This is a genomic window from Bacillus songklensis (assembly GCF_042649685.1).
GTDB classification, from domain to species: domain Bacteria; phylum Bacillota; class Bacilli; order Bacillales; family Bacillaceae_H; genus Bacillus_BA; species Bacillus_BA songklensis.
In genome coordinates this window covers 708,043-733,559 of sequence record NZ_JBHRZT010000020.1, presented here as the reverse complement: position 1 = coordinate 733,559, position 25,517 = coordinate 708,043, and the positions used below count along the sequence as shown (strand labels likewise).

Genomic DNA, 25,517 nt, shown 5'->3' with positions numbered 1-25,517 from the left:
GGATGATGATTTTCTCGCTTAGCTATGAATTTTGGTTGTGACATCCTGGTTAGTGCGATACCAAATCCATAAATCATTAATAACGGAAGCCAGCTCTGCAATCTCGCTGTTTAGCTGACAGGACTTTTTAAAATCCATTTCTTCCTCGAGACGGGCTTGTTTTTCATTAATAAAATCTTCTAAGTCTACAATTCGATCAGGAATTCTTCCTCTTATTTTTTCCCAATGTAATAAAATGGCTTGTTGTGTTTGTTTATCATAATCTTCCCATTCAAGCGTTAGTGATGGGAGTTCAATACCTAAGCGTGCGTTATACATAAAATAAGACTGCATTTTTCCCTTCCCCCTTCTTCTTCCTCTTTATTTTACAAAAAAGTATAAAAACATGCTACGCACAAGCGGCCAGGAGTCGGAATTAGTGCTATATTGATTTATATTTATACTAAATTATGAATAAGTATTGAAATCAGCGATAAGTCGTGGTACATTATTATTAAATTTAATGAATAAAAATTAATCAGTTGTTCATATAGAGGGGGAACTAGTAATGAGTAAACCAAAAGTTGTATTAGCTTATTCAGGAGGATTAGATACATCTGTTGCGATAAAGTGGCTGCAAGATAAGGGTTACGATGTGATTGCATGCTGCTTGGATGTAGGGGAAGGAAAAGACTTGAATTTTGTCAAAGAAAAGGCATTGACAGTCGGAGCGATCAAGTCTTACATGATTAATGCAAAAGAAGAATTTGCGAATGTTTATGCATTGTCAGCTTTACAAGCTCATACGTTATATGAAGGGAAATATCCACTTGTTTCTGCACTTTCCCGTCCGCTTATTGCCCAAAAGCTTGTCGAGGTGGCAGAACAAGAAGGAGCGGTAGCCGTTGCTCACGGTTGTACGGGGAAAGGGAATGACCAGGTACGTTTTGAAGTGTCAATCAAGGCGTTAAATCCAAGCCTCGAAGTGATTGCGCCTGTGCGTGATTGGAAATGGTCTCGTGAAGAAGAAATCGAGTATGCAAAACAAAATGGGATTCCTATTCCCATTAACTTAGACAGTCCATTTTCCATTGACCAAAACTTATGGGGAAGAAGCAATGAGTGCGGTATTCTTGAAGACCCATGGGCAGCACCTCCAAAAGAAGCGTACGAGTTAACGGCGGCATTGGAAAATACTCCGGATGTGCCGGAAATCATTGAAATTGAATTCGAAAAAGGGGTTCCAGTTGCATTAAACGGCCAATCTTATACGTTAGCAAATTTGATTCTAGCATTAAATGAAATCGCGGGAAAACATGGAGTCGGGCGCATTGATCATGTAGAGAACCGTCTTGTAGGCATTAAATCACGTGAAGTGTATGAATGTCCTGGTGCCATGACTCTATTAAAAGCCCATAAGGAATTGGAAGATTTAACATTGGTAAAAGAAATGGCTCATTTCAAGCCAGTAATTGAGAAGAAATTAACTGAAATCATTTATGAAGGATTATGGTTTTCACCGTTAACGAAAGCGTTGCAAGCTTTCTTGCAGGAAACACAGCAATACGTAAACGGTACGGTACGAGTGAAGCTGTTTAAAGGCCATGCCATTGTGGAAGGCCGTAAATCTCCTAATTCTTTATACGATGAAAAACTGGCAACCTATACGAAAGAAGATCAATTTGATCATGATGCGGCTGTCGGATTTATCGAATTATGGGGCTTGCCGACAAAGGTACACAGCATGGTGAATCAGAAGAAGGTGACGGTGTGAACAAATTATGGGGAGGGCGCTTTACGAAGCGTCCTGAACAGTGGATAGACGAGTTTGGAGCTTCAATTGCTTTCGACCAGCAGTTGGCCCAAGAGGATATTGAAGGAAGCTTAGCCCATGTGAAAATGTTAGCGAAATGCGGCATTTTACAGAGAGAGGAAGCGGAGGCTATTCAAAATGGTCTCCTCTCCTTACTGGAGCAAGCGAAAAAGAATGAATTGCCATTTTCTGCTCAATATGAAGATATCCACCTTAACATCGAAAAGCATTTGATTGATAAAATCGGACCTGTTGGAGGTAAACTGCATACAGGAAGAAGCAGAAATGACCAAGTGGCAACAGACATGCATTTGTATTTGAAAAAGCATGTTCAAACCATTGTCTCATTAATTGGCAACTTGCAAAAAGTGTTAGTCGAAAAAGCGGAACAGCATGTAGAAACTCTTGTTCCTGGTTATACGCATCTGCAGCGTGCTCAGCCCGTTTCATTTGCGCATCACTTGTTAGCTTATTTTTGGATGTTGCAGCGTGATGTCGAAAGATTTAAAGAGTCGTTAAAGCGTATCGATATGTCTCCGTTAGGGTCGGGAGCACTTGCAGGTACAACATTTCCGATTGATCGTGAATACAGTGCAAATCTTTTGGGGTTTTCAAGCATATACGAAAACAGCATGGATGCGGTGAGCGATCGTGACTTTATTATTGAGTTTTTAAGCAATAGTTCAATGCTGATGATGCATTTATCCCGCTTTTGCGAAGAGCTCATTTTATGGTCCAGTCAAGAGTTCCAATTCATAGAAATGGATGATGTATATGCAACAGGCAGCAGCATTATGCCTCAAAAGAAAAATCCTGATATGGCAGAGCTCATTCGCGGAAAAACGGGGCGTGTATACGGGAACTTATTGAGCCTGTTAACGGTTATGAAAGGTCTGCCGCTTGCTTATAACAAAGACTTGCAAGAGGACAAAGAAGGCATGTTCGATACCGTCACAACGGTGGAAGGATGCTTAACGATTTTTGCGGGCATGATTGAAACAATGACTGTAAATGAAGAAAAGATGGAGCAAACAACAAAGCAAGACTTCTCGAATGCAACGGAATTAGCGGATTACTTAGCTGCGAAAGGTATGCCTTTCCGTGAAGCTCATGAAGTGGTTGGAAAGCTTGTATTAACATGCATTCAAAAAGGTGTTTATTTAATGGATTTATCAGTGGAAGACTATCAAGAGGCTTCGGATTTATTTGAGCCGGACATTTACGAAGTGCTGGACCCGCGTACGGCTGTAAATCGCCGCAATAGTTATGGGGGAACGGGCTTTACTCAAGTTAAACTGGCCATTCAAAAAGCAAAGGAAATCATAACCGAACATGTAGTTAATTAGCTAAAAAGGTCGCGATCATCGCGACCTTTTTTAATGTATAAGAAAGTACAACTTATGTCTTGAGTATAACATTAAAAAATATACAGAAAATACGTATGTGTTAAACAATTGATGACAAAGGAGAGAACGCTTTATGAATGATAAAAAGCAACCGCAGCACGTATATGAGTATGACGAAGCAGGGATGCAAGTCACACAGCAGCAGATGAATGACGCTTACGAGAGCGGCTTTATAGGGGATGGCTATATGGCTGCGACATATGAAGATGTTGTGAAGGAAGCCGAAGAGAGAGGATAGGTATTCAGGGATAAGAGGTGTTTGAAGCAAGGAAAAGTTACATGCGTCACCACCTCTTCTTTAACGCCTTATTGAAGAACCATGTTGATATTTACTATTTTTGGCTCGCCTTAAGGTGACAATGAGGTGAAAATGAACATTGGATTTTAACATCAGGCAATCAAATGTTTTTTCACGGTTGTCCTTGTTTGAAGATAGCGAGAATATTTTATGGAATATTAAAAGAATATAAGCGAATAAAGACATAGCATAATCTTTGGGTTGTTTACAGTGTCTGTCTTTGTATTCAGACATACAATAAATTACAGCTATATCAAAAGGAGACGGTCATTCTATGCGAATAGGAGTACCAAAGGAAATCAAGAATAATGAGAACCGTGTTGCGATGACACCGGCAGGGGCTATGACATTAGTGAATCGGGGACATGAAGTATACATCGAAAAAGGGGCAGGGATCGGTTCTGGTTTTAATGATGATCAATACACCCAAGCGGGGGCCAAAATAGTAGACACTGCTAAAGAAGCTTGGTCAATGGACATGGTGATGAAAGTAAAAGAGCCGCTACCTTCTGAATATGATTATTTTCGTGACAGCCTAATCTTGTTTACATACTTGCATTTGGCGCCGGAACCGGAATTAACTAAAGCTTTGATAGATAGAAAAGTAGTTGGGATTGCCTATGAAACGGTCCAGCTGCCAAACCGCTCTCTTCCGCTCTTGACACCGATGAGTGAAGTGGCAGGAAGGATGGCGGCACAAATCGGAGCGCAATTTCTGGAAAAAACAAAAGGTGGAAAAGGAATTTTATTAGGCGGCGTTCCTGGGGTGCAAAAAGGAAAAGTTACCATTATCGGAGGCGGCGTAGCCGGAACAAATGCAGCCAAAATTGCAATTGGTTTAGGGGCGGATGTTACAATTATCGACTTGAATGTAGATCGCCTTCGTCAGCTGGATGATATTTTTGGTAACGACATTAAAACATTGATGTCTAATCCATATAATATTATGCAGGCAGTAAAAGAGTCTGATCTCGTCATTGGAGCTGTTCTGATTCCTGGAGCGAAAGCGCCAAAACTTGTAACAGAACAAATGATTCAAACGATGGAACAGGGATCTGTGGTGGTTGACATCGCCATTGACCAAGGCGGTATTTTTGAAACAACGGATCACATTACAACCCATGATGACCCAACGTATGTAAAACATGGAGTAGTACATTATGCTGTGGCAAACATGCCTGGTGCCGTACCGAAAACATCAACGATTGCTCTCACAAATGTAACGGTTCCGTATGCCGTTCAAATTGCTGATAAGGGATATAAGAAGGCATGTTTGGAGAACGAAGCACTATTAAAAGGTATCAACACATTAAATGGGTTTGTCACATATGGGGCTGTAGCTGAAGCTCATCAACTCACTTATTCAGATGCCCGCACTTTACTTGGCCAACTGTAAAAACAGCATATGCCCCATGGGATGTATGCTGTTTTTATTAATATATACACTCCTTGCAAATTAGTTGAGATGTAGAAAAAAGTATGGCATCCTTATCTTGCCAAATGATTACGGTTCAATAATTAGGGTAATAGTAGAAAAAGATGAAATGATGGCTGGATTTTCAAAACAGACAAGGAATTTCTTTATTTTCCTTGAAATAAAGAAATGAATAAATTAAGGCAAGGAGAGGTATAGATGCGTATTTCTTATCATGGACATTCTGTTGTCAAAATTGAAGCAGGAGACAAAACATTATTAATTGATCCATTTATCAGCGGAAATGACGACTGCGATTTAAAAGCGGATGAGGTAAAAGCGGATGTTATTTTATTAACACACGGTCATAATGATCATGTGGGAGATACAGTAGAGATTGCCAAGCGCCACAATGCCCTTGTGATTGCTCCGTTTGAGCTGGCGACATTTTTAGGGTGGAAGGGCCTTCGTGTTCACCCGATGCATATCGGAGGTTCACATCAATTCGATTTCGGCAAAGTAAAATTGACACAGGCTTTCCACGGATCGAGTTATATAGATGAAGAAACGAAACAAATTATCTATACCGGTATGCCTGCAGGACTGCTCATTACCATTGATGGTAAAACTATTTATCATGCTGGAGATACGGCCCTTTATTCCGATATGAAATTACTGGAGCGCTATAACGTGGATGTAGCATTTTTACCGATTGGCGACAATTTTACGATGGGACCGGAAGATGCGCTGATCGCTGCTGAATGGATTTCGCCTAAAACCGTCGTACCAATCCATTACAATACATTCCCGGTGATTAAACAGGATGCTCATGCTTTTGTCCGGCAGTTGAAGGAATCAGAAGGCAAAGTAATGAAAAGCGGTGAAGTGATCGAGTTATAGGAAAAAAGTTATCCCATAAGTTTGAAGCAAATAGCCAGAATCATTTTTGTTGAAAGAATCCGCCGGAAAAAATCCTTGGTTTCACTGGATTTCTCATTGGGGGTCCTTTCAGTGGGGGATGACTCAAAGGTATTTTTTTACCTTTCGAGTCATCCCTCTTTTTTGATTCTGAGATGGATAGGACGGGCATAAAATAAAGCAAGTATAGACAGGTGGAGGGAGAATGATGAAAAATAAAGCGCTTTTATCTTTACTATTGTGCGGGCTGATGCTTTATTATGCAGTACCGCGTCTTGTTGTGGATGCAAATAGTACACAAGGGATGTTCTCATTGGCATGGCTGCTGCTTGCTGTCCTTGTTATCGGGGGAAATTTATCAAGCCTTCTATACGCTCCAAAGAAGTTTCAAGCACGGCGTAAGAATATTCAGCATATAGACAAAAAAACATCAAAAAAACAGATAAGACAACGTGGATGAGTTACATTGAATCCCGTTACATTCATCCTTATAATAGAACTTAATAGAAACTCTTTACGTCAACATGTTTTGCCAGTAAAATGTCATAATGAGTTATATGAATTCACATAAATGATTTAACATGAGCAAAAAACATACTCATGTTAAATCATTTACGCATAAGCGGCTGCCAATCTCCCTTACGGGCTCTTGCCAGCCGCTTATACGAAGACCTTTGTAAGCTCATTCAAGATGAAAAAACAGAAAGGCGCGAATAGAAGAAAGCCTGGTGACAGAGGTTAAAAACTTAAATTAGATTTATATATAATAAAAGCTAGAATTCGGTTATTGATAAAGTGAAAACGTTTTTAGAAAGGTGAATCCGCTTGGCTACTAAGCATGAACAAATCATACAGTATATTGATTCCTTACCGATCGGTGAGAAAATATCTGTTCGCCAAATTGCAAAAGATTTAAATGTAAGTGAAGGAACAGCTTACCGGGCAATTAAAGATGCAGAAAATAAAGGATATGTTTCAACAATTGAACGTGTAGGTACAATTCGAATTGAGCGTAAGAAAAAAGAGAATATTGAAAAGCTAACATTTGCAGAAGTTGTTAACATCGTGGACGGCCAAGTACTGGGAGGGCGAGAAGGCTTACACAAAACCCTGAATAAATTTGTAATTGGTGCAATGAAGCTTGAAGCGATGATGAGATATACGGGGGCTGGAAACTTACTGATTGTCGGGAATCGTACAAAGGCCCATGAGCTTGCCCTTGAGGCCGGAGCAGCCGTCCTTATTACCGGTGGATTCGATACCGATGATGATGTTAAAAAATTAGCGGACGAGCTAAAGCTTCCTGTTATCTCTACAAGTTATGATACATTCACTGTGGCGACGATGATTAACCGTGCCATCTACGATCAATTGATAAAAAAAGAGATTGTTCTTGTAGAAGATATTCTAACTCCTGTTCACAATACGGTTATTTTAAAGCTGGATGACACAATTGAAAAATGGTATGAGTATAATGAGAAAACCCATCACAGCCGCTTCCCGGTTGTAGACCAACATTTGAAAGTTCATGGAATGATTACATCGAAAGACATCATTGGATTCGACAAGCAAACACCCATTGAAAAACTGATGACGAGAAACCCGATGATTGTTCATGGGAAAACGTCAGTTGCTTCAGCTGCCCATATGATGGTGTGGGAAGGGATTGAAGTACTTCCGGTGGTGGATGATTATCATCGCCTAGAAGGAATTATCAGTCGACAAGATGTATTGAAAGCCTTGCAGATGATTCAGCGGCAGCCGCAAGTGGGAGAAACGATCGATGATATCGTCACAAATCAATTTATCGATGTGACCGAAGCAAAAGGCGATCAGTTTTATCGTTGTGAAGTGACGCCGCAAATGACTAATTATATGGGAACCATTTCGTACGGCGTTTTTACAACGATTGTGACAGAAGCGGCAAATCGTGTGCTCCGTGCCCATAAAAAGGGTGACTTGGTTATCGAAAATGTAACGATTTATTTTATTAAGCCTGTTCAAATTGACAGTATGATTGAAATTAGGCCGAAAGTGTTAGAGTTAGGACGTAAATTTGCAAAAGTGGATGTGGAAGTATATAACGAAGGAATTGTAGTGGGAAAAGCACTAATGATGGCTCAAATTCTAGATCGCACATAAAGAGAATGGCTTGAAGGTATAAAAAGCGCACCTTCAAGCCATTCTCCTGAAAGGACCCGTCATGAGGAATCCGGTAAAATGAAGAGTTTTGATGACTCGTCCTTTCACCAAACACCTTTTTAGTGTCTATTAAGGACTTAAGGGTCAGTCCTTTTTACTTATGAGGAATAGGCTTCTTACTCATGTGTTTCTTTTACTGCTAGAGGATAATAGTATTTGTAAGCGCGCATGCCTGCCCAAATGCTGCCTCCGCCCATTGCGATAAAAAGAATGCCAATGACGATGGACAGAGTAGATTGATGGATGAAATACTGATTGATTCCGAACAGCAAGACAAATGCACCAAGGGCAATGCTGGATTTTGCGGAAATCCATTGCTTTTCCATTGGGCGCTTTGTGCGAAAATACTTTGTTTTAAAATAAAGATAAAAAGACAGCGAGATAATAATGAGAATGACAAAAATAGGCATCGTTGTTCCCCCATTAAAAAGTAATCGTTTTTCTTTTCATTTTAACGTTATGCAAATGCAATTTCTACTATTGAATATATAGATGTTCTTTTAAACGCATTTATTTTTGTGATTTAATAGAGGTAATGACAGTGAAAGGGAGATACATATGAAGGAAAAAGTATTAGAACTTATCCAGAAGTTTGAGACAATCATTATTCATCGCCACGTCCGTCCCGATCCTGATGCGTACGGGTCTCAATGCGGTTTGGCCGAAATGTTAAAAGCCTCGTTTCCAGAGAAGAGGATATATGCGGTGGGAGAAGAGGATCCTTCCCTTCACTTTTTATATCGCCTTGATACGGTTGAAGATCATGTATATAACGAAGCGCTTGTAATCGTGTGTGATACGGCCAATGAAGAACGTGTTTGCGATCAGCGTTATGTAAAGGGAAAAATGGTCATTAAAATTGACCATCATCCAAATGAAGATCCATACGGCGATGTGTTGTGGGTGGATACGACGGCGAGTTCTGCCAGTGAAATGATTTATGAATTTTATTTATTCGGAAAAGATAAAGGATTGAAAATGTCAACTGAAGCCGCCCGTTTAATTTATGCAGGAATCGTGGGGGATACAGGTCGGTTCTTATTCCCAAGTACAAAACCGAGAACATTCCAATACGCAAGTGAGTTAATCCAATATGGATTTGAATTCAAAGAGCTGTATGATCAGCTTTATAATACAAAACTAAATGTTGCCCGCCTTCAAGGATACGTACTTCAAAGCTTTACACTCCATGCTTCGGGTGCGGCCCATATCATTTTAACAAAAGAAATACTTGGAAAATTTGAAGTCGTGCCGTCAGAAGCCTCCCAGTTAGTGGGGGTGCTTGGAAGTATTGAAGGAATCACAGCGTGGGTCTTCTTTATCGAAGAGGATGATTTGATTCGTGTTCGTTTACGCTCAAGAGGGCCTGTTATTAACACGATTGCCCAAAAATACAAAGGAGGCGGACATCCGATGGCAGCCGGGGCTTCCGTCTACTCGTGGGATGAGGCCGAAGCCGTCTTGGCGGATTTAGAAGAGGTTTGCCGAAATAACTGATCTGGCAAGGAAAAAGCATAAGGGAGTCCGAAAATTACATTTTTTCAGTACTTTTTGGACTCCCTTATAAACTTTGTTTAATGTCTTTTATCTTTAACTGTACAGAAAGAGTTGTGTAAAGAAAGACTTCATGTACTTCAACTGTATAAGTTGTTTTATCGATTTTATACTGTTTATTCTCGATTGTTTTTTTTAATAGATCCATGGATTTATATATATCTTCAATATTTTTCGAAATGACATGTTCAATCTCTTCTTTTGCACTTTCTTGTATAAGGAAAGCGGTATAGGAGTCGATTTTAAATTTTCCTCCGTTTATGATTTTTACCTTTATATCTTCGATCACTAATTTTTTTTCTTTCAGTTTGTTTAACTCTTCTATTTCATTTTGCCAAATATCTCTTTGTCCCGTTAAGTTCCGAATTTGCTCCTTTTGCTCGTGAATGGTCCTGATTTGCCTGTCTTGCGCAATACCAAAAAGCATCAAGAAACAAAACCAACTGACCACAGATCCCAAAATCATGCCGGCAAAGAATCGCTGCCATTTGATATCTTTATAAAGCGGGGGGATTCTCATGGGCCCATATGCTCCTGGGTCAGCCATTTAATGAACGTTGCTCCTGTTTGCGCTCCTCCCATAGCCGCTAGTATATAAAGCATTTGTTTAAATACATCTTTTGTTGCTCCTTGGAAAACTCCGCGCTCTAAGCTGTAGAACGTATCAAACGTTCCACCGATGGCGGCTACAAGTGCCCATATTTTTAAATTGTTTGCCAGTGTGACCATATACGATAAAGGCGGCTTTCCAATTAAAAAGGCTCCAAACGCTCCGATAAGTGTTCCGCCAAGCATCACACCAAGAGCAATAAAATAGCTTAATATAAATAAAGACATAAATGTATCTTTCATGATTTGCCTCCCTTCTCCTCAATTCATATATATGGACAGACCGTACAAGTTATGAGATTTGTCTATGCCAGTGACAAAATTTATAATGAATTCAAAGATATTCACATTAAGGGTGGGGAACCATAGTGGCTTTTGTTCATTTACAAGTACAAAGCGGTTACAGCTTATTAAGCAGTGCCGTTAAAATAAACGAATTAGTTCAGCAAGCCAAAAAATTGAATTATTCATCCCTTGCTCTAACGGATGAAAATGTCATGTATGGGACGGTTTCCTTTTATCAGTCATGCAGACGGGAAGGGATTAAGCCTATCATTGGATTAACTCTCTCTATATTAGAAGATGATGAGTGTGATGCTGTTTCATTTCCATTCGTTTTCTTGGCCAAAAATAACACAGGTTATCAAAATTTGTTGAAAATGAGCAGCCTTGTCCAAACAAAAGCGAAAACCGGCTTAAAACAGAAGTGGCTGCTCCGTTATAGTGAAGGACTTATTGTTTTAACTCCCGGAAAAAAAGGACTAATTGAACGATATATTATAGACGACCGAATACAAGAGGCTGAAAAGGCGATTCGTTTTTTCCAGAAGACATATGGGGAAGAGAACGTCTATCTTTCCATTCAGCGGCATGGGACAGAAGAACAAGAATTAAACCAAAAAATGATTCCGCTGGCTCGAAAATGGGGAGTCCCGCTTGTGGCGGCAAACGATGTGCGCTACTTAAAGAAAGGGCAATCTTTCGCTCATGATTGTCTTCTTGCGATTAAACAGGGAGCAAAGCTCGAGGAACTCGACAAGGAGACATATCGTACGCAAGAGTATTATTTAAAATCACCGCGAGAAATGACGGACTTGTTTGCCGATTTCCCCGAGGTGCTTGAACAGACGATTTCAATCAGTGAACGGTGTAATGTGAATCTACCGCTTGGAGAAGCCTTTCTCCCCAAATATCCGACTCCTGAAGGGATAACGGCAGACGAATATTTGGTCCAGTTGTGTGAAAAGGGGTTAAGAGAAAAAATCCAAGGACAAAAAGACATTTCAACCTATAAGGAAAGATTACGCTATGAATTGTCTGTGATCCAGCAAATGAAGTTCAGTGACTACTTTTTGATTGTATGGGACTTTATGAATTATGCGCACCGACAAGGAATCATGACCGGACCGGGAAGGGGATCGGCAGCGGGCTCGCTGGTGGCATACGTATTGAACATTACAGCCATCGATCCTCTGGAGTATGACTTATTATTTGAGCGTTTCCTAAACCCTGAACGTGTGTCGATGCCTGACATCGATATCGATTTTCCTGATCATCGTCGAGATGAAGTGATTCGCTATGTAGCCAAAAAATACGGTGAATTCCATGTAGCTCAAATCATTACGTTTGGAACACTTGCTGCCAAGGCTGCCATACGTGATGTAGGACGTGTTTTAGGGATGGATGGAAAAGAAGTGGATAAAGTTTCTAAGCTCATTTCCAACAAAGCGGGCATCACGTTAAAGCAAGCATACGAGCAATCTGAGTCGCTGCGAATCCATTTGCAGCAATCCAAGGAGAGGCAGCGATTATTCGAAGCGGCCATGGGCATTGAAGGGCTTCCGAGACATACATCCACACATGCAGCAGGTGTAGTGATCAGTGAAAGGCCATTAATGGATTTAGTGGCCATTCAAGAAGGGCATGAGGGTGTATACTTGACGCAGATTGATATGGAAGGGTTGGAAGCCGTAGGTTTATTAAAAATGGATTTCCTTGGGTTAAGGAATTTGTCGATTTTGGACAAAGTTGTCCATCACATTCAAAAAGAAACGGGTCAGCGACTTCAATTGAACAATTTAACGCTGAAAGATGAGCGAACCTATTCCTTATTGGCAAAAGGCGATACAACCGGAATTTTTCAGCTGGAGTCAGAAGGGATGAGACGCGTCCTTCAGCAGCTTAAACCAACGGAGCTAGAAGACATTGTGGCCGTTAACGCGTTATACCGGCCGGGGCCTATGGAAAATATTCCGCTCTACATTGAGCGCAAACATGGAAAAAATCCCATTCATTATCTGCATTCGGATTTAGAAGGGATATTACGTAAAACTTATGGTGTCATTGTATATCAGGAACAGATTATGCAAATTGCCTCTAAAATGGCGGGATTTACCCTTGGCGAAGCGGATTTGCTGCGAAGGGCAGTAAGTAAAAAGAAAAGAGAGGTATTGGACGAGCAAAGGGCCCGCTTTGTGAACGGATGCATGCAAAATGGTTACAATGAGCAATTGGCACAGTCTCTTTACGATTTAATCGTCCGATTTGCTGATTACGGCTTTAACCGGAGCCATGCAGTAGCGTACAGTATGATTGCTTATCAGCTTGCTTATTTAAAAGCCAATTATCCGCTTTATTTTTTCTCGGCCTTATTAACGAGCGTCATTGGAAATGAAGGGAAAATGGCACAATATATTCATGAGGCAAGGAGTAAAGCTATAAAGATTTTGTCTCCTTCCATTAATGAAAGCATGTACGAATTTAAAGTGGAGAAAGAGGGGATTCGCTTTAGCTTAGCTGCTATTAAACATGTGGGGGCGATGGCTTTAAAAGAAATTTTCCGAGCAAGGAGACAGCGGCACTTTACCGATTTGTTTGACTTTTGTATGCGTGTCTCCATGAAAATCGTTAATCGCCGTACATTGGAATCTCTCATTACATCAGGGAGTTTTGATGAATTTGGAGAAGATCGTGCCACGCTTCTTGCCAGCATCGATGTGGCATTAGAGCATATCGAGTTGATAGGTGTTGATGATCAAGAAAATTTCTTTTTGGATGAGGAATTCTCATTAAAGCCAAAGTATGTAACAGCAGGTCCGATGCCGTTAGCAGAGAAGTTACAGCTGGAAAAGGAAGCCCTTGGCTTCTATTTAACAAGTCATCCTGCCATGCTCTTCCGCTCCGCCTTTTCATCGTACGGAGCAAAAACGATATACGAAGTACTGGTGAACCAACGTGTATCCAAAGTGGCTATTGGGGTTTTTCTTTCATCTGAGAAGGTTATTCGCACGAAAAATGGAGAGCTTATGGCCTTTTTTACAGCGAGCGATGAAACAGGAGAGGTAAGAGCTGTCGCATTTCCGCGTGTTTATCAACCCCATCAAACTCTGTTAACACAGGGAGAGGTTTTATTGCTGCAAGGGAAGGTAGAAAGGCGCGAAGGGCAATTGCAATTCGTTATTCAAGAAGCGAAAAAAGTGCCGAATTCACAGGAATTGGCACAAGAAGCAGCGAATGTATTGTATTTAAAGATTGAGGAACAGCATAAATACCGGGGGTGCCTTCCGCATATTCAGCATATTTTAGCATCACATAAAGGGAATGTTCCTGTCATCATGTACTATGAAGATGAAAAAAGAACAGTAAAGCTTCCTGAGATGTACAATGTCCATCCTGCTTCGGAATGTTTAAAGCAATTAACGGATGTTTTAGGAGAAGGAAATGTTGTATTAAAAGAATTATAATCTTTACATTTGACGTTCTTTTGTTATATTGTAAAGTAGTTGGAGTGGTCAGACCACTTTAGGGGAGCTTTCATTTCATAAATTGACCAAAGGTTTTTTTATAAAAGAGGGAGTGGGTACGTATGTCGTTAAGGGAAGAAGCATTGCACATGCATCGAATTCATCAGGGCAAATTAGAATCTAAATCAAAAATCCCGGTTCGAAATGCAAAGGATTTAAGTTTGGCATATTCTCCAGGTGTAGCAGAGCCTTGTAAGGCTATTTATGATGATGTCACTAAAGTGTATGAATATACGATGAAAGGAAATATGGTAGCTGTCGTATCGGATGGAACAGCTGTGTTAGGTTTAGGGAATATCGGTCCTGAAGCTGCCCTGCCTGTAATGGAAGGAAAAGCTGTTTTATTCAAAAGTTTTGCTGGAGTTGACGCATTTCCTATTTGTTTAAGTACGACAGATGTGGACAAAATTGTAGAGACAGTCAAAATGTTGGAACCTACATTTGGCGGTGTAAATCTAGAAGATATTGCAGCTCCAAACTGCTTTGTCATTGAAGAACGACTAAAAAAAGAAACCAATATTCCTGTATTTCATGATGATCAGCATGGAACCGCCATCGTTACGGTAGCAGGGTTGCTCAATGCACTAAAGCTAGTTGGAAAAACGATGTCAGCAATTAAAGTAGTAGCAAACGGAGCAGGTGCGGCAGGAATTGCCATTATTAAACTTTTATATCGTTATGGTGTACGCGATATTATTATGTGCGACTCAAAAGGTGCGATTTATGAAGGGCGCCCGTATGGAATGAACAACGTAAAATCAGAAGTCGCCGCATACACAAACCGTGATAAGCTGGATGGATCTTTGGCAGATGTCATCAAAGGGGCAGACGTTTTCATTGGAGTGTCCGTTGAAGGTGCATTAACAAAAGAAATGATTGAAACAATGAATGAAAATCCCATTATTTTTGCTATGGCAAATCCTGTTCCGGAAATCATGCCAGAAGAGGCAAAAGCAGCCGGTGCAAAAGTGGTCGGGACAGGTCGTTCAGATTTTCCTAACCAGGTAAATAACGTTTTAGCGTTCCCTGGAATTTTCCGCGGCGCATTAGACGTTCGTGCTACGCATATCAATGAAAAAATGAAAATGGCTGCGGTAGAAGCGATTGCAGGTTTAATTGACGAGAATAAGCTTCACCCGGACTATGTCATCCCGGCTCCATTTGATCCGCGCATTGCCCCTGCTGTAGCAGCAGCGGTTGCAAAAGCTGCAATGGAAACAGGCGTAGCCCGCATTAAGGTAAACCCGGAAGATGTAGCAGAGAAAACGCGTCGTTTAGCCATTATTGAATAAAGTGAGTGAGAGAACCATTGACTGGCGAGAAATCGAAGGTATATGTAGAGATTTTAAATCAAATTCGCAAGATGATGGAGACAGACGGATTAAAGACAGGGGATAAAATCCCTTCTGAACGAGAGCTATCCGAGCGTTTGAATGTGGGGCGTTCTTCTGTAAGGGAAGCACTACGCGCAATCGAATTGTTGGGCATCATTGAAACAAGGCGAGGGGAAGGTACATTCATAAAGGAAATTGGTGAGCATCAACTAATTGAACTGCTGGCTACCTTTCTCCTTCAAGATAGTAAAGCCAAAAAAGATTTAATTGAAACGAAATTTTGGATTGAGCAAATCGGTTTGAAAATAGCCTTTTATAGATTGACAGACTCACAATTACAGCACTTGCAAACGAAGGTGCTGGATGAGCCTAACTATGAATACCTTGTAAAAGAGTTATTTCAATATATTGATAATCGTTTGTTGCTACGCATTTGGAGAGTTGTGGAAGGGTATTTTAAGACATTTGAGCATACGTATCCCACATATGGCAGGGAGATATTAAAAGAATTGTTTGAAGCAATGATCAACCGGGACGAACAACGTGCTTTAACGATCCACCGCCAGTATTATGAGACATTAATCAAGATGGAAAATGTCGAATAGGACATGCCATCGTTCTACACATCATTTACTCTCTTTTATGTAAAGTAAAGGTAATTTATTTCTTGGGGAGTATGCAGTAGATTCCCACAGTAAGAGTCTTTTTGTTCTTTAATCAAAGAGGCTTTAAAAAAGGGAGGTTACAGCTTGTTAAGAGAATTGTTTGTCAAAAAGAAGAAGTATGCATCCGTTCCTTCAGAACACGCAAAACAAGATGTACCTGAAGGTATTATGACGAAATGTCAAAACTGTAAAAAAATCATGTATACAAAGGAATTTGTCAAAAACTTAAGAGTGTGTTTGAATTGTGGTCATCATCATCCCATGACGGCATTTGAAAGAATTGACAGCCTTGTGGATGCAGGGACATTTGTAGAGTATGATGCCAATCTTGTTTCCGGGAACCCTCTGGATTTTCCGGATTATGAAGAAAAATTAGAGAAAGATAAACAGAAAACAGATTTGAACGAGGCCATCGTTACAGGTGAAGCTAAGATACAGGATATGAAAGTGGTCATAGCTGTCATGGATGCACATTTCCGGATGGGAAGCATGGGGTCTGTTGTCGGTGAAAAAATTACCCGTGCTGTTGAAAAAGCGATGGAGCTGCAGGTGCCTTTCCTTATTTTTACCGCTTCCGGCGGGGCCAGGATGCAAGAAGGTGTTCTGAGCTTGATGCAAATGGCCAAAACGAGTTCGGCACTAAAAATGTTTAGCGACCAGGGCGGACTTATCATTTCTGTGATGACGCATCCGACAACGGGAGGAGTATCGGCAAGCTTCGCTTCCCTTGGCGATTATAATTTTGCCGAACCTGGCGCATTGATTGGATTTGCCGGTCGACGAATTATTGAACAAACGATTAGGGAAGAATTGCCGGAGGACTTTCAGACGGCTGAATTTTTATTAAAGCACGGTCAATTGGATGCTGTTATTCCGCGTCATCAGTTAAAAGAGAATCTGGCCCAAATCCTTGATATTCATGTGAACGGTGGTGAACTAGAGTGGTAGGAGAATTGGAGTTTGAGCGTCCTATAATCGAATTAAAAAATAAAATTAATGAATTAAAAGAGTTCGCCCAAAATACGGATGTGGATTTAAATAATGAGATTGAAAAATTAGAGGCCCGCTTAGAGCGAGTTGAAAAAGAAATTTACGAGCATTTAAAACCTTGGGACCGCGTCCAGATTGCCCGACACCCAGAGCGTCCGACAACGCTTGATTATATTTCACATTTATTCACAGACTTTTTCGAGTGTCATGGAGACCGTTATTACGGTGATGATCAAGCGATTGTCGGTGGTATCGCCAAATACCATGGGCTGCCTGTTACAGTCATCGGACATCAACGCGGAAAGGATACAAAAGAAAACATTAAACGAAATTTTGGGATGCCGCACCCTGAAGGATATCGTAAAGCACTTCGACTCATGAAGCAAGCAGAAAAATTCGGCAGACCTATTATTTGCTTTATCGATACAAAAGGAGCCTATCCTGGAAAAGCGGCAGAAGAGCGAGGTCAAAGTGAAGCCATTGCAAGAAATTTATTCGAAATGGCCGGTTTAACGGTTCCTGTTGTTTGTATTGTCATTGGAGAAGGCGGAAGCGGAGGAGCGCTTGCACTCGGAATAGGAAATTACATCCATATGCTGGAAAACTCTACCTATTCAGTTATCTCTCCTGAAGGTGCAGCAGCACTTTTATGGAAGGATGCAAGTTTAGCGAAAAAAGCAGCCGAAACGATGAAAATTACAGCTCCGGATTTAAAAGAACTAAATATTGTGGATGAAGTGATTCCGGAAGTCAAAGGCGGCGCACACCGCGATGTTAAACAACAAGCGGAACTGATGGATTTGGTGCTGAAGCGGTCCTTGATGGAATTAAAAAAAATGACAGAAAAAGAACTCATTCAACAACGCTATTCAAAATACAAAAAAATCGGAAAATTTTCGCTTGAAAACGATACCATAGGGATAAAATAAAGGAGCGTGCATCCTTGTGAAGGAAGGGATGCGCGCTTTCCTGTTTTAGGAATCTACCTTCTCTATTGTGTTCGGTCATTCTTCATGGTATTTTATAGACAGTTAAAACGCAATGAGGTGAAAAAGGACATGAAAAGAATTGGTGTTTTGACAAGTGGCGGAGACTCCCCAGGTATGAATGCTGCCATTCGTGCAGTTGTTCGTAAAGCCATTTATCATAATGTAGAAGTTTATGGTGTTTACAATGGATACTCCGGCTTGATGGCAGGCAATATTAAAAAACTTGAAGTTGGCGACGTGGGTGACATTATTCACCGCGGCGGTACAAAGCTTTACTCAGCAAGGTGTCCAGAGTTTAAAACACTTGAAGGACAACAAAAAGGAATTGAACAGTTAAAGAAACATGAGATTGAAGGACTAGTAGTCATTGGCGGCGACGGTTCTTACATGGGTGCTAAAAAATTAACAGAACATGGTTTTCCTTGCGTAGGCGTTCCTGGTACAATTGATAATGACATTCCAGGTACCGACTTTACCATTGGATTTGATACTGCTTTAAATACAGTTATTGATGCGATTGATAAAATTCGTGACACGGCTACATCTCATGATCGTACATATGTTATTGAAGTAATGGGAAGACATGCGGGTGATATTGCACTATGGTCAGGATTAGCAGGTGGAGCTGAATCCATTTTGGTTCCAGAAGCAGATTATGATATGCAAGATATCATTGATCGCTTAAAGCGCGGAACAGAGCGTGGCAAGAAGCATAGTATCATCATCGTAGCCGAAGGTGTAGGCAGTGGTGTAGAGTTCGGGAAAAAAATTGAAGAGCAGACTGGTCTGGAAACGCGTGTCAGCGTATTAGGCCATATTCAACGCGGCGGTTCACCGACTGCATTTGACCGAGTGCTTGCAAGCCGCTTAGGTGCAAAAGCTGTGGAATTATTGCTTGAAGGAAAAGGTGGACGTTGTGTTGGAATTCAGAAAAATCAACTCGTTGATCACGACATCCTTGAAATTTTAGAACACAGACATGACATTGATCATTCAATGTACAAGCTTTCTCAAGAGTTATCAATTTAATGCGAATGGAACAAGTTCGAGGAGGATATAAGGGAATGCGTAAAACAAAAATTGTTTGTACTATCGGTCCTGCGAGTGAAAGTGTAGAAAAATTAGTTGAGCTAATGAACGCAGGATTAAACGTATGTCGTCTGAACTTTTCACACGGCGATTTTGAGGAGCACGGCAATCGTATTTGCAACATCCGTGAAGCGGCTAAAATGACAGGCAAAACGGTAGCAATCTTATTAGATACGAAAGGACCGGAAATTCGTACTCATAATATGGAAAACGGGGCAATCGATTTGACAGAGGGATCTGAAGTAGTCGTTGCAATGGAAGAAGTACTCGGGACAGCAGAGAAGTTTTCCATTACATACCCAGGCTTAATTGACGATGTACAAGCCGGGTCTAAAATCTTGCTTGATGATGGATTAATCGGTTTAGAGGTATTAAGTGTTGATAAGCAAGCAAAAGAAATTAAAACAAAAGTATTAAACCCTGGTACATTAAAGAATAAAAAAGGTGTAAACGTACCTGGCGTTAGTGTGAACTTACCTGGTATGACAGAAAAAGATGCAAATGACATCGTGTTCGGCATTGGACAAGGAATCGATTTCATTGCTGCTTCATTTGTAAGACGTGCTGCTGACGTATTGGAAATTCGTCAATTGCTTGAAGAGCACAATGCAGGCCACATTCAAATCATTCCAAAGATTGAAAATCAAGAAGGTGTCGATAACATCGATGAGATTTTGGAAGTATCTGACGGCTTAATGGTCGCTCGTGGAGACTTAGGGGTAGAGATTCCAGCTGAAGAAGTACCTCTTGTTCAAAAAGCGTTAATCAAAAAGTGTAACGCTCTTGGTAAACCGGTGATCACAGCTACTCAAATGCTTGATTCTATGCAACGCAACCCGCGTCCGACACGTGCGGAAGCAAGTGACGTAGCGAATGCAATCTTTGACGGCACAGATGCAATCATGCTATCTGGTGAAACAGCAGCAGGGGCATATCCTGTTGAAGCTGTTAAAACAATGCATTCTATCGCTTCCCGTGCAGAGCAAGCATTAGACTATCGCGAAATTTTATCAAAACGTAATAAACAAATAGGTTCTACGGTGACGGATGCGATTGGACAATCGGTTGCGCATACTGCTTTAAATTTGGGGGTAGCCGCAATCCTTGCACCAACAGAGAGTGGACATACAGCAAAAATGATTTCAAAGTATCGTCCAAAGGCTCCAATCATTGCGGTAGCAGCAAATGAGGATGTATCTCGCCGTTTAGCCCTTGTTTGGGGTGTGCATCCTGTAAGCGGTCAAAACGCTGCTTCAATCGATGAAATGTTGGATAACTCTGTTCAATCAGCCCTTTCAACGGGTATCATTTCACACGGTGACGTTGTCGTGATTACAGCAGGTGTTCCAGTTGGCGAAGCAGGCTCCACAAACTTAATGAAGATTCATGTTGTTGGCGATGTGTTAGCGAAAGGACAAGGAATCGGCCGTAAATCTGCTTTCGGAAAAGTAGTGGTGGCTAAAAATGCAGCAGAAGCTACTGAGAAAATGGCGGATGGTGCGATTTTTGTTACAAACGGTACGGATCGAGATATGATGAGAGCACTTGAGAAGGCTTCGGCTATCATCACGGAGGAAGGTGGATTAACAAGCCATGCTGCCGTTGTGGGTTTAAGCTTAGGTGTTCCAGTTATCGTCGGGGTTGAAAATGCGACAAGCATTTTTACTGACGGTCAAGAAATTACAGTAGATGCAACACAAGGTATCATTTATCAAGGTCATGCAAGTGTTCTATAATATATAAATCCACATAAATCATTTGACGTGGATAAAAAACATCCGCGCAAATGATTTACGCATAAGCGGCCGCCAATCTCCCTTTCGGGTTCTTGTCAGCCGCTTATACGAAGACCTTTGTAAGCCTGCTCAAGGTGAGAGAACAGAAAGGCGCAAATAGAAGAAGGATCAGTGACAGAGGTTAAAAAATTAAGTAGGACTTATATAGTTAAAAAATGCCCGAGATCCATAAAATGGATCTCGGGCATTTTCGTACATTAATTTTGGGTTTTAGCGTATTATTAATTATAATAGGGTATGTACAACCGTTTGTTTGCAAAAAAGGGGACTTATAGATGCGTTTTCTCATTCCTGTGTTGATTATTGTGCCTGCAATGGAAATGTGGTTATTAATTTTATCCGGTAAAACCTTTGGAGCGTTGCCAACCTTTTTACTAGTGATGTTGACGGGGGTTCTTGGTGCATATTTAACCAAGAAACAAGGTATGGCGGTTTTAATGCAAGCGAGAGAGCAATTATCTTATGGTCAGATTCCTGGCGGAGCCATCCTGGACGGAGTATGCATTCTGTTTGGCGGGGCAGTTTTATTGACACCTGGCTTTCTTACAGATGTATTGGGATTCTTTTTGCTGTTTCCACCGACAAGAAGGGTGGTAAAGCCAATATTAGCGAAATGGCTGCAGCGATTTTTTAGAAATGGTCCATTTATGACAATCAAGAGATGGTAAAAAAGAGGATGACGCAGAAAACATAAAGAACATGCTTCCTACGTCATCTCCTGAAAATGAACCGCCATGGGAAACCTATTGAAGCCAAGGATTTCCCTGACGGTTCATTTCAGTTAAAAAGCATGTTTATTGTCTTTTTTAGGATTTAGGGGACAGTCTTCTTGTCAATCCATATCCGCGTTATTAGTTGGGAAATTGACGTTTATGTTTGATGTTAACTGAAGTTCAGTGATTACGTTATTTTTTTACCGATAATAAAATCCCAGAAATCTTCGAATACATGGGCACTGTGTAAGGTTTTTAAGAGGACAAGAGTAACTGGACCTGCGATTAAGCCCAATAATCCAAAAAGCTTAAATCCGATGAATAGAGAAATTAGCGTAGCGAGCGGGTCAAGTCCAATACTTGAGGAGAGCACTTTCGGTTCCATTACTTGACGCTGCACCACTACGACTAAATAAAGAACGGATAAACCGATAGCAAATGATGTATCGCCGGTAAAAAAAGCGTAAATAATCCACGGGATGAAGACGAGGCCGGTTCCCAGGTAAGGCAAAATATCAACCAGACCGATTAATAAAGCGATTGTGATGGCATAGTCTACCCGTAAAATAAGCAAGCCGATTAAAACGATGACTGTTGTAATAGAGATGAGTGTTAACTGTGCCTGAAGGAATCCGAATAAAGCTTTGCGCAAATCTGCAAATATCGTTTTGCTGCTTTTGCGGGCTTTGAGCGGAAGAAATCGTTGAAACCATGCTCCTAAACGATACCAATCCTTGCTGATGAAGAAGGTGGCAAGCAATGAAAAAATAATGACTGTTGCGGCGTCTGGCAGCCATGCCAGCAGGGCCGGAATACTTTGAAGAAAATTTTTAATGAACTCACCTACTGTTTGAGTGATTTTTCCTCCGATGTTTTGAATGTTTGTCATGATGGTTTCTTGTTGGCCGGCTTCCAGGTTGTTGAATAAGGAATTGATTTGATTATAGACAGGAATGATTTGGCTGGCGATGAAGTCTTCAATAAACATGACAAGGCTTCCGACGTGATCTGGGACGACTTTTGCCAAGTATTCCGTACCTGATAAAATTTCAGCTATTAATAATGTGATCAATCCTGCCAGTAAAGCGAATATCAAGGTGAGGGAAATAATGACGGCCAAGGCCCTGGGCATTTTACCTTTTTTTTCGAATAAATTAACAACAGGGTTAATGATGAAAGCGATAATAAGAGCAATAATGAAAGGGTATGTAAGAGTGGATACATAATAAAGCATATAGACTCCTAAAATAATGGCAGCTACTACTATAAAAAAGCGCAGGAAGCTGTATAAGTATTGCTTGTTCAAAAAGTTCCCCCCTCTAAGGCATTATTACCTTTATTTTACTCGTTTTCATGTTTTTACGAAAATAATAAAAGAGAAGTTTCAAATTTTTGAAAGCGGAAAGGAAGAAAATGGTGATTTCACAAGCATCTTTGTTTTTACTTGTTTTGCTCATTATTGGACTGATGGCCAAAAATCAGTCATTGATTATTGCTGCTGGATTATTGCTCATTTTAAAATTGGCAGGATTAGAAGGAAAGGTGTTTCCTTATCTGCAGTCGAAGGGGATTAATCTCGGCGTTACTATCATTACGATTGCCGTTTTAGTTCCGATTGCAACAGGGGAAATTGGATTTAAGCAGCTTGGAGAGGCGATGAAATCGTCTTATGCCTGGGTTGCTTTGGGAGCAGGGGTTGCAGTTGCGCTTATCGCAAAATATGGATTGCAGCTTTTGGCTGACGACCCTCATATTACAACAGCTCTCGTGTTTGGAACCATTTTAGCGGTCTCGCTATTTAGGGGGGTGGCTGTTGGACCGTTAATAGGGGCTGGGATTGCTTATTTATTTATGAAATTAGTTAATGTTTTTTCATAAATTTTTCTCGTATAATAATGTTTTAAAAAAATAATTTATTGTTTTCATTCACAAAAGTCTGATAATTGTTTATAATATAACTTGAAGCAACATCCGCTTACATATCCTTAAATTTATTAAGAATGATTTTTCTAAAACTTTTCCATGTACATTTATACTGCTTTATGTACTATTGGTTGAAAATGGAAATGTAAGCATTTACTTTTTTGGTGCACCAGTTTTTCGTTATTTATGGCTTATTTGGATGTGCTTTTTCTCCACGGTTTACTCTCACGCTGAGCATGCGCTCAATTTGAATGTTTACATTTGTCTAATGGTTTAGACAAATGGGTTATGGGGAATTTTTCAGTAAAGGAGAGAGGATTATGACAGCTACTCGTGGTCTAGAAGGGGTTGTAGCAACTACATCTTCTGTTAGTTCAATAATTGATGATACACTAACTTATCGAGGATATAATATTGATGATCTAGCAGAATACGCAACATTTGAGGAAGTGGTCTATTTATTGTGGCATGGCAAATTGCCGAATCAACAAGAGCTATCTGCTTTCACTAAACAGCTAGCGGAAAATGCCAGTTTACCGGAAGAAGTCATTAACCATTTCAACGCATATCCCATTAAGCAAGTTCATCCAATGGCAGCCCTTAGAACAGCGGTCTCTTTATTAGGGCTGTATGATGAGGAAGCGGATGTAATGGATGAAGAGGCAAATTATCGTAAAGCCATTCGTCTTCAAGCAAAGCTGCCGATTCTTGTTACGGCTTTTTCGCGTATTCGTAAAGGATTACAGCCAATCAGGCCAAAAGCAGATTACAGCATTGCCGAGAACTTCTTATATACATTAACTGGCGAAGAGCCAAGCGATGTAGCAGTTGAGGCTGTCAATAAGGCACTTGTGCTTCATGCTGATCATGAATTGAATGCTTCGACCTTTACTGCACGCGTTTGTGTTGCCACTTTATCTGATATCTATTCCGGTATTACGGCAGCCATCGGTGCATTAAAAGGTCCGCTTCATGGCGGAGCAAATGAAGCGGTTATGAAAATGTTGTCAGACATCGGAGAAGTGGAAAATGCAGAATCTTATATCCGCAACAAATTAAATAATAAAGAAAAAATCATGGGATTCGGACACCGTGTATACAGACAAGGTGATCCGCGTGCGAAACATTTAAGAAAAATGTCTGAAAAGTTAACACAATTGAATGGCGAGACGAAATGGTATGAAATGTCTGTGAAAATTGAGGGCATTGTAACATCTGAAAAAGCATTACCGCCTAATGTGGATTTCTATTCAGCTTCTGTATATCACTGTCTAGGAATTGACCATGACTTATTTACACCAATTTTTGCGGTGAGTCGTGTATCCGGGTGGATTGCCCATATTTTAGAGCAATATTCAAATAATCGCTTGATTCGTCCGCGTGCGGATTATATTGGTCCTGAAAAACAGGCCTACATTCCAATCGAGCAGCGCATGTAATAACATGGCGTTAGAGTGCTCAATAGTACTGGAGTGTTGTTGGGCACTCTCTATTAAACTACTTCATTTAGACAAGCTATTAGGAGGTAATTTTCGTGATTCAAGGAGAAAAAATTACAGTAACTAACGGTGTATTAAACGTACCAGACTATCCTATTATCCCTTTTATTGAAGGGGATGGAACAGGTCCAGATATTTGGGCTTCAGCTTCACGTGTATTAGAAGCAGCTGTTGAGAAAGCATACAATGGCCAAAAGAAAATTGTTTGGAAAGAAGTGTTAGCTGGAGAAAAAGCGTTCAACGAGACAGGTGAGTGGCTGCCTTCAGAAACATTGGATGTAATCCGTGAGTACATAATTGGGATTAAAGGTCCGCTTACGACTCCTGTCGGCGGCGGGATTCGTTCCTTAAACGTAGCGTTGCGCCAGGAACTCGATTTATTCGTATGTCTGCGCCCTGTACGTTACTTTGAAGGTGTACCTTCACCTGTTAAGCGTCCTGAAGATACGGATATGGTGATTTTCCGTGAAAATACTGAAGATATCTATGCAGGTATCGAGTATGCAGAAGGAACTGAAGAAGT

23 protein-coding genes and 1 pseudogene are annotated in these 25,517 nt (G+C 40.7%); 19 read left to right on the top strand and 5 right to left on the bottom strand.

The features are described 5' to 3' along the window. Positions 1-18: 18 nt before the first annotated feature. Positions 19-333 (bottom strand): hypothetical protein, encoded by a 315-nt coding sequence (locus ACFOU2_RS06700; protein ID WP_377913417.1) that lies wholly within the window; start codon positions 331-333, stop codon positions 19-21. A gap of 214 nt (positions 334-547) precedes the next feature. Between ACFOU2_RS06700 and ACFOU2_RS06695 the strand changes: the two genes are divergently transcribed. The 7 genes from ACFOU2_RS06695 (at position 548) to ACFOU2_RS06665 (ending at position 7,970) form a co-directional block, all read left to right on the top strand. Beyond that, positions 548-1,753, top strand: a complete 1,206-nt coding sequence (locus ACFOU2_RS06695; protein WP_377913415.1) for an argininosuccinate synthase — start codon at positions 548-550, stop codon at positions 1,751-1,753. Next, on the top strand, positions 1,750-3,138 hold the full coding sequence (argH, locus tag ACFOU2_RS06690) for an argininosuccinate lyase (RefSeq protein ID WP_377913413.1): 1,389 nt from the start codon (positions 1,750-1,752) through the stop codon (positions 3,136-3,138). The genes ACFOU2_RS06695 and argH overlap by 4 nt, the downstream gene beginning before the upstream one ends. A 133-nt stretch (positions 3,139-3,271) precedes the next feature. Continuing rightward, positions 3,272-3,436 carry a hypothetical protein gene (locus ACFOU2_RS06685; RefSeq protein WP_377913411.1) on the top strand — a complete coding sequence of 55 codons (165 nt, stop codon included), beginning with the start codon at positions 3,272-3,274 and terminating at the stop codon, positions 3,434-3,436. A gap of 334 nt (positions 3,437-3,770) precedes the next feature. Beyond that, positions 3,771-4,892: an alanine dehydrogenase gene (gene ald, locus ACFOU2_RS06680; RefSeq protein ID WP_377913409.1), complete on the top strand. Its 1,122-nt coding sequence runs from the start codon at positions 3,771-3,773 to the stop codon at positions 4,890-4,892. Positions 4,893-5,129: 237 nt separating this feature from the next. Beyond that, a complete protein-coding gene (locus ACFOU2_RS06675; RefSeq protein ID WP_377913407.1) occupies positions 5,130-5,810 on the top strand; it encodes a metal-dependent hydrolase in 681 nt (226 codons plus the stop codon). A 223-nt stretch (positions 5,811-6,033) separates the two neighbouring features. After that, positions 6,034-6,288 carry a hypothetical protein gene (locus ACFOU2_RS06670; RefSeq protein ID WP_377913405.1) on the top strand — a complete coding sequence of 85 codons (255 nt, stop codon included), beginning with the start codon at positions 6,034-6,036 and terminating at the stop codon, positions 6,286-6,288. Between the two features lie 365 nt (positions 6,289-6,653). Then, a complete protein-coding gene (locus ACFOU2_RS06665; RefSeq protein WP_377913403.1) occupies positions 6,654-7,970 on the top strand; it encodes a DRTGG domain-containing protein in 1,317 nt (438 codons plus the stop codon). 176 nt (positions 7,971-8,146) lie between these two features. Here ACFOU2_RS06665 and ACFOU2_RS06660 read toward each other — a convergent pair whose 3' ends face one another. Beyond that, the gene (locus tag ACFOU2_RS06660; RefSeq protein ID WP_377913401.1) at positions 8,147-8,440 is read right to left on the bottom strand and encodes a YtpI family protein; all 294 of its coding nucleotides are present in this window, start codon (positions 8,438-8,440) and stop codon (positions 8,147-8,149) included. Between the two features lie 247 nt (positions 8,441-8,687). Here ACFOU2_RS06660 and ACFOU2_RS06655 point away from each other — a divergent pair, with 247 nt between their 5' ends. Continuing rightward, a complete protein-coding gene (locus ACFOU2_RS06655) occupies positions 8,688-9,527 on the top strand; it encodes a DHH family phosphoesterase (protein WP_377913620.1) in 840 nt (279 codons plus the stop codon). A gap of 64 nt (positions 9,528-9,591) precedes the next feature. Here ACFOU2_RS06655 and ytrI read toward each other — a convergent pair whose 3' ends face one another. Together ytrI and ACFOU2_RS06645 are read right to left on the bottom strand one after the other, a co-directional pair. Further along, complete coding sequence (ytrI, locus tag ACFOU2_RS06650) at positions 9,592-10,104, bottom strand: sporulation membrane protein YtrI (protein ID WP_377913399.1); 513 nt, start codon at positions 10,102-10,104, stop codon at positions 9,592-9,594. Next, on the bottom strand, positions 10,101-10,436 hold the full coding sequence (locus tag ACFOU2_RS06645) for a YtrH family sporulation protein (protein WP_377913397.1): 336 nt from the start codon (positions 10,434-10,436) through the stop codon (positions 10,101-10,103). The genes ytrI and ACFOU2_RS06645 overlap by 4 nt, the downstream gene beginning before the upstream one ends. A gap of 125 nt (positions 10,437-10,561) precedes the next feature. Here ACFOU2_RS06645 and dnaE point away from each other — a divergent pair, with 125 nt between their 5' ends. From dnaE to ACFOU2_RS06605, 8 genes are all read left to right on the top strand, one after another. After that, positions 10,562-13,936, top strand: a complete 3,375-nt coding sequence (gene dnaE, locus ACFOU2_RS06640) for a DNA polymerase III subunit alpha (RefSeq protein WP_377913395.1) — start codon at positions 10,562-10,564, stop codon at positions 13,934-13,936. A 122-nt stretch (positions 13,937-14,058) separates the two neighbouring features. After that, positions 14,059-15,288, top strand: coding sequence for an NAD(P)-dependent malic enzyme (locus ACFOU2_RS06635; RefSeq protein ID WP_377913393.1), 1,230 nt, complete (start codon positions 14,059-14,061; stop codon positions 15,286-15,288). A 71-nt stretch (positions 15,289-15,359) separates the two neighbouring features. Next, the gene (locus tag ACFOU2_RS06630; RefSeq protein ID WP_377913618.1) at positions 15,360-15,935 is read left to right on the top strand and encodes a FadR/GntR family transcriptional regulator; all 576 of its coding nucleotides are present in this window, start codon (positions 15,360-15,362) and stop codon (positions 15,933-15,935) included. Positions 15,936-16,079: 144 nt separating this feature from the next. Then, a complete protein-coding gene (gene accD, locus ACFOU2_RS06625; protein ID WP_377913391.1) occupies positions 16,080-16,943 on the top strand; it encodes an acetyl-CoA carboxylase, carboxyltransferase subunit beta in 864 nt (287 codons plus the stop codon). Beyond that, complete coding sequence (gene accA, locus ACFOU2_RS06620) at positions 16,937-17,914, top strand: acetyl-CoA carboxylase carboxyl transferase subunit alpha (protein WP_377913389.1); 978 nt, start codon at positions 16,937-16,939, stop codon at positions 17,912-17,914. The genes accD and accA overlap by 7 nt, the downstream gene beginning before the upstream one ends. Positions 17,915-18,043: 129 nt before the next feature. Then, positions 18,044-19,003 (top strand): 6-phosphofructokinase, encoded by a 960-nt coding sequence (pfkA, locus tag ACFOU2_RS06615; RefSeq protein WP_377913387.1) that lies wholly within the window; start codon positions 18,044-18,046, stop codon positions 19,001-19,003. 35 nt (positions 19,004-19,038) lie between these two features. Next, complete coding sequence (pyk, locus tag ACFOU2_RS06610; protein ID WP_377913385.1) at positions 19,039-20,799, top strand: pyruvate kinase; 1,761 nt, start codon at positions 19,039-19,041, stop codon at positions 20,797-20,799. Positions 20,800-21,134: 335 nt separating this feature from the next. After that, complete coding sequence (locus ACFOU2_RS06605; protein ID WP_377913383.1) at positions 21,135-21,527, top strand: FxsA family protein; 393 nt, start codon at positions 21,135-21,137, stop codon at positions 21,525-21,527. Between the two features lie 232 nt (positions 21,528-21,759). Here ACFOU2_RS06605 and ytvI read toward each other — a convergent pair whose 3' ends face one another. Further along, entirely contained in the window at positions 21,760-22,878 is a 1,119-nt protein-coding gene (gene ytvI, locus ACFOU2_RS06600; protein WP_377913381.1) for a sporulation integral membrane protein YtvI, read from the bottom strand. Positions 22,879-22,988: 110 nt separating this feature from the next. On the opposite strand from ytvI, the gene ACFOU2_RS06595 reads away from it, so the two are divergent. The 3 genes and pseudogenes from ACFOU2_RS06595 to ACFOU2_RS06585 all read left to right on the top strand — a co-directional run. After that, positions 22,989-23,450 (top strand): DUF441 domain-containing protein, encoded by a 462-nt coding sequence (locus ACFOU2_RS06595; protein WP_377913379.1) that lies wholly within the window; start codon positions 22,989-22,991, stop codon positions 23,448-23,450. 365 nt (positions 23,451-23,815) lie between these two features. After that, positions 23,816-24,934 (top strand): citrate synthase, encoded by a 1,119-nt coding sequence (gene citZ / locus ACFOU2_RS06590; protein WP_377913377.1) that lies wholly within the window; start codon positions 23,816-23,818, stop codon positions 24,932-24,934. Positions 24,935-25,029: 95 nt separating this feature from the next. Beyond that, positions 25,030-25,517 (top strand): annotated as a pseudogene (locus ACFOU2_RS06585) (isocitrate/isopropylmalate family dehydrogenase); the annotation flags it as partial.